This window comes from Bacillota bacterium (genome assembly GCA_040754675.1).
In the GTDB taxonomy this organism is placed as follows: domain Bacteria; phylum Bacillota; class Limnochordia; order Limnochordales; family Geochordaceae; genus Geochorda.
Window position 1 is genome coordinate 1 of record JBFMCJ010000148.1, and the last position, 8703, is coordinate 8703.

Annotated in this window: 11 protein-coding genes; 8 read left to right on the top strand and 3 right to left on the bottom strand. The window is 68.0% G+C overall.

Annotated features, from left to right (window positions below):
- The 8 genes from AB1609_10075 to AB1609_10110 all read left to right on the top strand — a co-directional run.
- Positions 1–393: tripartite tricarboxylate transporter TctB family protein (locus AB1609_10075; protein MEW6046812.1), on the top strand; the 393-nt coding region annotated here is incomplete at its 5' end.
- Between the two features lie 31 nt (positions 394–424).
- On the top strand, positions 425–1939 hold the full coding sequence (locus AB1609_10080; GenBank protein ID MEW6046813.1) for a tripartite tricarboxylate transporter permease: 1515 nt from the start codon (positions 425–427) through the stop codon (positions 1937–1939).
- Positions 1940–2034: 95 nt separating this feature from the next.
- Entirely contained in the window at positions 2035–2970 is a 936-nt protein-coding gene (locus AB1609_10085) for a DUF1932 domain-containing protein (protein MEW6046814.1), read from the top strand.
- Between the two features lie 78 nt (positions 2971–3048).
- Positions 3049–3729: a 4-carboxy-4-hydroxy-2-oxoadipate aldolase/oxaloacetate decarboxylase gene (locus AB1609_10090; protein MEW6046815.1), complete on the top strand. Its 681-nt coding sequence runs from the start codon at positions 3049–3051 to the stop codon at positions 3727–3729.
- Entirely contained in the window at positions 3726–4658 is a 933-nt protein-coding gene (locus AB1609_10095; GenBank protein MEW6046816.1) for a hydroxyacid dehydrogenase, read from the top strand. The genes AB1609_10090 and AB1609_10095 overlap by 4 nt, the downstream gene beginning before the upstream one ends.
- Before the next feature lie 66 nt (positions 4659–4724).
- Complete coding sequence (locus AB1609_10100) at positions 4725–5834, top strand: Ldh family oxidoreductase (protein MEW6046817.1); 1110 nt, start codon at positions 4725–4727, stop codon at positions 5832–5834.
- Between the two features lie 242 nt (positions 5835–6076).
- Complete coding sequence (locus tag AB1609_10105) at positions 6077–6421, top strand: hypothetical protein (protein ID MEW6046818.1); 345 nt, start codon at positions 6077–6079, stop codon at positions 6419–6421.
- Positions 6418–6798, top strand: a complete 381-nt coding sequence (locus tag AB1609_10110; GenBank protein MEW6046819.1) for a type II toxin-antitoxin system death-on-curing family toxin — start codon at positions 6418–6420, stop codon at positions 6796–6798. Before AB1609_10105 ends, AB1609_10110 begins: the two co-directional genes overlap by 4 nt.
- Here the strand turns inward: AB1609_10110 and AB1609_10115 are convergent.
- The 3 genes from AB1609_10115 to AB1609_10125 all read right to left on the bottom strand — a co-directional run.
- Positions 6684–7007: a hypothetical protein gene (locus AB1609_10115; GenBank protein ID MEW6046820.1), complete on the bottom strand. Its 324-nt coding sequence runs from the start codon at positions 7005–7007 to the stop codon at positions 6684–6686. The genes AB1609_10110 and AB1609_10115 overlap by 115 nt on opposite strands.
- 78 nt (positions 7008–7085) lie before the next feature.
- Complete coding sequence (locus AB1609_10120) at positions 7086–8306, bottom strand: Xaa-Pro peptidase family protein (protein MEW6046821.1); 1221 nt, start codon at positions 8304–8306, stop codon at positions 7086–7088.
- Positions 8307–8366: 60 nt separating this feature from the next.
- The coding region (locus tag AB1609_10125; GenBank protein ID MEW6046822.1) for an ABC transporter permease at positions 8367–8703 on the bottom strand (337 nt) is incomplete at its 5' end.

The window sequence follows — 8703 nt, forward strand, 5'->3', positions numbered from 1 at the left end:
CTTGTGGCCTTCTTCATCGCAGCGCTGTCCGTCGTGCTGCTCGCGAGCAGTCTGGCCCGAATGGTGCCGGCCCGAAGGCTCGGGGAGCGCGCCGGGACGCCCGGGAGGCGCAAGGAGGGCGGCTCCGGCGGCGCTGGTGCCGAACAGGCCCTGCCCGTCGCATGGAAGGTCGTCCTGCCCACTGCCGCGGCCATCGTCGCGTACGCCGCGCTCCTCGACCGCGTGGGGTTTTTCGCGACGACGTTTTTGTTCGTGCTTGGCTTCAGCTACGCGTTCGCCCGGTCGAAGCCGCTTCAGCTGCTGGTTGCCGCAGCGGGGTTTACCGCGGCGCTTTACGTGATATTCGTCGGGCTGTTCCGGGTCCCGGCTCCGCCCGGGATCGCAGGGTTCTGAGCGACTACAGCGGGGAAGGGGATGCCTCTCTGTGTGGGACGGGCTCGTGACGGCCATCCCCCACGTCTTTGAGTGGCAAAACGTGGCCGCCATGATCCTCGGTACCCTGGCGGGGATCGTATTCGGCGCCCTGCCGGGGCTGACGGCCACCATGGGCGTGGGGCTTTTGATTCCGTTCACCTTTACCCTTGACCCGCTGACCGGGCTTCTCGCTATGGCGGGCATGTACAACGGGGCGATCTACGGGGGCTCCGTTGCGGCCGTGCTGGTCGGGGTGCCGGGGACGCCCGCCTCAGTGGCCACGGTGTTTGACGGCCACGTGATGGCCCGCAAAGGGGAGGGCACGTACGCGCTGCAGGTGGCCGCGGTCTCTTCGGCGATGGGTGGGATTGTGAGCGCTGTCGCGCTGATCGTGGTGGCCCCTGCGCTGGCTCGCTTTGCGCTGCAGTTCGGGCCCGCGGAGTACTTCTGGGTGGCCGTGTTCGGGTTGAGCAGCGTGGCCAGCTTCCTCGAGTCGTCGACCATCAAGGGCCTCATCAGCGCCGGGATCGGGCTGCTTGTCGCCACCGTGGGCACGGACAAGATCAGCGGGGCCGTTCGCTTTTCGTTCGGCAACGTCAACTTGATGGACGGCTTCCCGGAGATCGTGATCCTCATCGGGCTTTACTCCATTCCTCAGGTGCTCACGATTCTCGAAGAGTGGGCCCGGGGGCTTGCCTACCAGCTCAGCCCCGTGACCGGGAAGGGGAGGCCCCTGTTTTACAACTGGCGGAACCTGTGGCCCGTGTGGCTGCGTTCGTCGCTGATCGGCATCTGGATCGGCATCGTCCCCGGGGCAGGCGGGAACGTCGCGTCGTTCCTCGGCTACAACGAGGCCAAGCGCTCTTCACGGCACCCTGAACGCTTCGGCACCGGCATTCCGGAAGGTGTGGCGGCGTCGGAGACCGCCAACAACGCGGAGACGGCCAGCGCGATGATCCCGATGTTGACGCTGGGAGTTCCGGGCAATGCGGTGACGGCCGTCATGATAGGGGGCCTGCTGGTTCACGGCCTGCACCCGGGGCCGAGCCTGTTTCAAAAGGACGTCATTTCGGTGTACGGCCTCATGATCGGGATGCTTTTGACCAACGTCCTCTTCATGCTCATGGGCTTCTACGGCGCCCGGTTCTTCGCTCAGCTGCTGCGGGTGCCCTCGACGCTCATCGCGCCGCTCATCGTGGCGCTCAGCGCCATCGGCACGTACAGCCTCAACAACTCCATGTGGGACGTCTACGCCATGCTCGCCTTTGGCCTGCTCGGGTACGTCATGCAGAAGCTGCGCATTCCGGTTGCGCCGGCTGTGCTGGCCGTGATCCTGGGCCCGATGGCCGAGTACGAACTGCGCCGGGCGCTGCTCATCGCCGCATCGCCTCTCGAGATCTTCACGCGGCCCATCTCGGCCGTCCTCGCGGTGCTGACGGTGCTCAGCCTGGTGATTCCCGTGATCCGCCGGCCGCGTGCCAGCGGCAGCGCCCGGGGGCAGGAGACGGTGGCCAGCGGATTTTGAGCGCGAAAGCCCCCCTCCTGAGGAGGGGGCCTCAAGCGTGGCAAGCTTTGGGCCGCTTGCGTGAGGGACGGGCAGCAGGGGAGTGGTGGCAGAAGGTGGGCAACGAAGGCGAGGAGAGAGTACCCGAGGCCGTCGCGCTCCTGGGATTTGGCGAGGCAGGGTCGTCGGTGGCAGCCGGCCTGCGCCTGGCGCCAGCGCAACCAGCGCCCCGGATCGTGGCCTTCGATCCGGCCGTGCGGGACGGCGCCAGGGCCCGGTTCCTGCGCGCCAGAGCGCAGGAACTCGCCGTTGGACTCCATGACAGCCCGGGGCCCTGGCTCGGTGAGGCGGGCCTGGTCTTCTCCGCCGTGCCGGGCACCCAGGCCCTGGCGGTAGCGCAGGCAGCGAAACCGTTCATCCGACCCGGAACGGTTTACGTTGACCTCAACACCGCTCCACCCGGCGCCAAGCGCGAAGCCGCCGCGCTGGTCGAGGCGGCCGGCGGGGCTTTTGTGGATGGCGCGGTGCTCGGGTCGTTTCAGGCGGACAGCTTCCGGGTGCCGATCCTGCTCGCCGGGCATGATGCCGAGCGGGTGTCCAGGTGGCTGCTTGCGTACGGCTTCAGGGTACGGGTGATGCCCGGCGGGCGGCCCGGCGACGCTTCGGCCATCAAGCTGCTGCGCAGCGTCTTCATGAAGGGGCTCGAGGCGCTGTGCATCGAGTGTTTGACCGCAGCGGAGCGGGCCGGCCTGCGCACCCAGGTGCTGGAGGCGCTCGGCGACCTGGACAGCCGGCCGATCGGCGCCACCATTGCGACGCTTGTCACAAGCCACCTGCGGCATGCTCCCAGGCGCCTGGAGGAGGTGGAGATCGTCGAACGGATGCTTCGGCAGGACGGCTTTGAGCCCATTCTGACCGAAGCCACGCGGCGCTTTTTCGATCGCACCGTCCGGTCGGGGCCGCTGTGGTCCGACCCTCAAGGCCCGGACCTGGATGAGGCCCTGGGCCGGCTCCTGCCCGTGACCCGGGCGGCGCCGGTGCGGCAAGGGTAGTCCGGCACCGCTCGGATGCGCGGCAGCACTAAAGCCAGTGACATCGCAGCAATCGAATTGATGGAGGTCCTTGCAGCCATGGCTGTTTGGCCCACCTTCGAAAGGCCGGATCCGGCCGTCATAGAGGCTTTCAAAGGGCTGTCGACACCCACGGTGCACGAGGCAATGGGAAAGGGTGGGGCAATGTCCCCGGCCATCAAGCCCCTGTATTCCGGAATGAAGGTGTGCGGCCCGGCGCTGACCGTGAGCTGCCATCCGGGAGACAACCTGCCCATCCACTACGCCGTGACGTTTGCCCGGCCCGGTGACGTGCTGGTGGTCGATACGGGCAACCACGCGGATGCCGGGCCCTGGGGCGACGTCCTCACGACCGCGGCCATGGCCCGGTGCATCGCGGGGCTCGTCATCGACGGATCCGTGCGGGACGCGGAGTCGATCCGGAGCATGGGCTTCCCGGTGTTCGCCAGGGGAACGTGCATGAAGGGCACCACGAAGCAGCTCCCCGGCGACATCAACGTGCCGATCCTCTGCGGCGGCGTGCTGGTCTCGCCGGGCGACCTCGTGCTGGGAGACGACGACGGCGTGGTGGTGGTGCCGAAGGCGCAACTGGTCTCGGTGCTCGAGGCCGCGCGGCAGCGGGAGGCCAAGGAGGAGCGGATGCGCGCCGAACTTCGGGCGGGTAAGACCACCGTCGAACTGCTGGGGCTCGAAGAGGTGCTGCGTGCCACCGGCATGCTGAAGGAGCCGGCCCCGCTGTGATCGTGGCGGTCCTCGACCCGATCCACCCCGAGGCCATGTCCCGCCTTGCCCAGCGCTGCGACGTCATCGGGTGGGATGATCCGAGGGCGGGCGCATGGGCCGAGATGGCGCACGGGGTGATTGTCCGCATCCGCTGCGTGAGCGAGGCGGAGTTGCAGGCGGCCCGGCAGCTCAAGGTCGTGGGGAAGCACGGGGTCGGGGTGGACAACATCGACCTGGGGGCAGCTCGACGGCTCGGCGTTCGGGTCGTGCACACGCCTGGGGCCAATGCACAGGGGGTGGCGGAATTAACGGCCGGCCTGGCGCTGGCCCTGGCCCGGCGCATCGCGCTGGCCGACCGAACCCTCCGGGCAGGCGGGAAGCTCGACCGCGATGGGCTGTGGGGAACCGAACTGTACGGAAAGCGGCTGGGTGTCGTGGGGCTGGGGCAGATCGGCCGCCGGGTGGCGGAACTGTTCCGCGCCGCTTTCTCCATGGAAGTGTGGGGCTACGACCCGTACCTGGCCGCCCCGGAGTGGGAGAGGATCGGAGTGCGGCGGGTCTCGTTCCTGGATGAGTTGCTGCCTGTTGTGGACGTGCTCACGCTGCACCTCCCCCTGACGCCGAGAACAAGGGGGCTCATCGGGCGGCGGGAGCTTGCCCTGATGCGTCCCTCGGCGTTCGTGCTCAACCTCGCACGGGGCGGGATCGTCGACGAGCAGGCCCTGTACGAAGCCCTGAGGTCGGGCCGCCTGGCTGGTGCAGCGAGCGACGTGTTCGAGCAGGAGCCGCCCCCCGCGGATCACCCGCTGTTGACGCTTCCCCAGTTCGTCGCCACACCCCACGTGGGGGCGGCAACGGCGGAGTCCATGCTGCGAATGGGGATGGCCGTGGTGGAGGAAGTGCTGGCGGTGCTCGAGGGCCGGGAGCCACGGCACCCGGTAGTTTAGGCGAAGGGCGATGGAGCAAGCGCACAGACGACCAGCGGTGGAGGAAGAAAGGAAAGAGGAGCCGCAGTGCGATTCAATCAGCCCATCTACGTCGAATACGCCCAGCTCGAACGGTTTGCAACGGCGCTTTTCGTCAGGTCCGGCCTGGCGCCGGAAGGCGCCTCCCTGGTGAGCCGCTGCCTCGTCATGGCCGACCTGAGGGGCGTGGATTCCCATGGCGTGACCCGGATCCCGATTTACGTGAAACGGCTGGAGAAGGGCCTGGTCAACCCCCACCCGCAGGTGCGAGCCGAGCGCGTGAGCGCGTCCGTCTGTCTCGTGGACGGCGACAACGGGATGGGCGCCCTGGTGGGAACCAGGGCCATGGAGCAGGCGCTTTCCATGGCGGGCGAGGCGGGGGTGGGGGTTGCGGCCGTACGCCGCAGCAACCACTACGGGATGGCTGCGTTCTACGCGCTGCAGGCCCTCGACAGAGGCTGCATCGGCATGACGATGACCAATGCCCCGCCCACCCTGGCGCCGTGGGGTGGCCGGCAAGCGCTTCTGGGAACCAACCCGCTGGCGGTGGCCGTCCCGGCAGGACAGCACCCACCCATCGTGCTCGACATGGCCACCAGCGTCGTGGCCAGGGGAAAGATCATCCTCGCCGCACAGCGGGGCGAGCCCATCCCGGAGGGCTGGGCCCTTGACCCGGACGGGGCACCCACCACGGATGCCCGGCGAGCCCTGGCCGGGGTTGTGCTGCCCTTCGGCGGGCCGAAGGGTTCGGGGCTTGCCATCCTGGTGGACATCCTCGCGGGCGTGCTGACCGGCGCGGCGTTCGGCCGCAGGATCGGCGATCTGTACCGCAACTTCGAGCAAGCGCAGGACGTGGGGCACTTCTTCCTGGCGCTGAACATCGCGACGTTCATGCCTGTGGCGGAGTTTTTGCGGCGCATGGACGAGATGATTGCGGACCTGAAGCGGTGCGCCCCGGCTAGCGGGCATACCGAGGTCCTCCTGCCGGGTGAGCCCGAAGCCCGGTGCGAGGCGGAACGCCGCCGGACGGGGATTCCCCTGTCTTCTGACGTGGCGGCCGCGCTTTACGACGTGGGGGAGCGCCTCGACGTGCCTTTTCCCGAGTTCTCCGGGAGACCCATCGAGAGCGCCCCTGATACGACTCGAGAGCGCCCCTGATACGACGGGGTGGTAGGGCGGTGATCCGGCAAGGTACGGAAGAGGAAATCATAAACTGACTGCCTTTGCGATTCACAAGCAACTCCAAGAGATGGTCAGACGCGGGATACTGCGCGTGGAAGGGCGGGGTCGTAACACCCGATACGTACCCGCCTGAGGCTGCGCCGAAGCCAGCGAGCGTCCGGGCCAGCCCACTCGTAGTACCTGGGCAGTCATGATAGGATAGGCAGCGGTGAAGCAGCGTGACGGCCATTGCTACCCATATCCTCCATGAATTGGTAGTCAAAGGCCAGTCGGTGTTCGTTTCCGGCCAGGTTTATGCCCGGGAGGGCGGCGGGATCTTGTCGCTCTGGTGGCTCACCCCGGAGTGCGGTCACCCCGAGGCAAGGCGCGCCGCCCACGAACTGATCGAGCAGCTAAAGCCCAACGGCTACCCCATGGACCTCCGTATCCTCCCCCCCTCCTCCGGGGATGAGCTTCCCCCTGATGCCCGGCCGGTTCAGTGGCTGGGGGAGATCACTGATAACGAGATCGACCAGGCCATCGAGGAACACCGGGCCATCCTGGACGAACTGGCGAAGCTTTGAGGTACCTCACGGCGGACGAAATCATCCGGATCCATGACCGTATCATTGCCCGTACCGGTGGGCTCTCCGGGGTGCTGTCGCGGGCCCTGGTTGAGTCCGCGGCGGGTCGCCCCCGGGCGTCCTACGGTGGCTGTGAAGCTTATCCTACGGTATGGCTGCGGGCAGCCGCGCTGATCGAGTCCCTGGCTCAAGACCATGCCTTCGTCGACGGTAACAAACGCACGGCCTGGCTTGTGACCGTGCGCTTCCTGGCTCGAAATGGCTATACCTTACGGGCTACTCCTGAGGACGCGGTCCCCTTCATGCTCCTGGTCGCCCAACGGCAACTACCCCTCGAGCAGATCGCCCCGTGGCTCGCCTCCCGCAGCGGTACATAGCGGCGAAGCCGCCGTTCAAGAGCCTCCCGCATGGCCTCTTCCACGGCGAAGCGGGTTATGAGCGGATAGAGCTCACCGAGCACGTCGGCCAGGTTGCGCCCGTCCACCTCAACGGGTGCCGGGCCCAGGAGCCGCAGCACCGCGCCCTCTACCAGCGGGGGCGAGGGGGTCTGTGCAAGGCGGCCCGGGTGCATTGGCCCGGGCGCCATCTGCAGTCAACGCCTTCGCGGGGCCGGGGCGCTTCCTGCTTGCCCGGCGAGGTCTGGCCGACCCGGGATGGCCGGCTCTCACCCGATGGTCAGGCTTGCCAGATCCCTTGGGTAGTACGTCAGGATTTCGATGCCGTCCCCGGTCACCAGGATCGTGTCCGAATGGCGGAAGCCGCCGAGGCCCGGCACATAGATGCCGGGTTCCACGCTGAACACCATCCCGGGCTCGATGACCGCCTGATCGCCGACATCGAAGAAGGGCGCCTCGTGGATGCCGATTCCCAGGCCGTGCCCGGTGTGGTGGCGCCAGTACCGCATCAGGTCATGCTTTTCAAAGTACGCCCGCACGGCCGCGTCGACGTCCGAACACCGCCTGCCGGGCCGGATCGCCTCAAAGGCCGTCTCCTGAAGAGCCAGCATGTGCTGGAAGAAACGCCGCGCCTCCTCGGATACGGGGGCGATCACCATCGTGCGCTCGAGTTCGCTGATATACCCGCCGACGGCCGCCGACGCGCCGCTGACCAGCACGTCCCCCGGCCTGAACCGGGCGTTAGTGGTGACGGCGTGCGGGATGGCGGAGTGGGGGCCCACCTGCCCTCTGTAACCGGCGTGCGCCCCGGTGAACCACGCGGACAGCGACCGGTAGGAGGGCCCCAGCGCCCGGATCATGGCCGCCGTCGCCTCGGCGGACGCCCGGAGGCTGACCTCCGTCTCCGTCAGGCCCGGGCGAGTGTACTCCTGCAGCAACGAGTGGGCGAGGTTCGCCCACCGGGCGCTTTCCCGGATCAGTTCGACTTCTTCGCCGGACTTGACCCGCATCGGGCGTTCGACGAGCTCGCGGGCGGCCGTGACTTGCGCCTCGGGCAAGAGTTCGCTCAGCTTCGGGCCGGCGTAGCCGTACCCGCCGCCGAAGCCGTCGGAGTCGACGGCGAGGCGCGCCGAACCCAGCCCCATCTCCCGGACCCGATCGGCGAAATGCTCCATTGGATGGCGCTGGCCGGGGTACTCCGGGTACGACTCGACGCGGCCGGCCGCGGCCATCATGGCCGCGTGCTCCTGCTCGAGCCGGGGCACCAGCAGCAGGGTGGCCGGGCCGCCCTGCGAGCTGGCGCCCCCGCTCCCCGGCGGCGCCAGGATGAGCCCGATGGGGCGCTCGGTGGGAATGAAGGCAAAGCCGGTCAGGTAAAAGATGTGCGCCGGGCCAAACAGGCACATTCCCCCGTAGCCATGGTCCCGCAACGCGGAGGCAAGGCGGCTCTGCCGGAGCATCAGTTCGTTTCGGCTGATCTGCAATCGCACGACAGCGCACCCCTTTCTTTTCGTTGGCGCCGCGTGACGGCGCTCTTTTGAGCCTCGGCGTCAGAGTTCCGCACGGGTGGTGCCCCTGGGGTCCAGGACGTCCCGCACGCCGTCCCCAAGAAGGTTGCAGCCCAGCACGGCCAGCATGATGGCGATGCCGGGGAAGGTCGAGACCCACCAGACGCCGTTGACCAGCAGGTTGCGCCCCTCGTTGATCATCGCTCCCCACTCTGCGGCAGGAGGTGCTGCACCCAGCCCGATGAACGAGAGGCCTGCCGCCTGGAGCACGGTGAAGCCCATACCGAGCGTCCCCCGCACGACCACCGGTGAGATGACGTGGGGCAGGATGTGGCGCAACATGATGTACAGGTCGCTGGCGCCGCCGGCCCGGGCCGCC

Excerpts from the sequence above, each read along its gene's own strand:
- AB1609_10090 (MEW6046815.1), top strand. The coding sequence starts at position 3,049 with ATGGCTGTTTGGCCCACCTTCGAAAGGCCGGATCCGGCCGTCATAGAG.
- AB1609_10115 (MEW6046820.1), bottom strand. The coding sequence starts at position 7,007 with ATGGCGCCCGGGCCAATGCACCCGGGCCGCCTTGCACAGACCCCCTCG.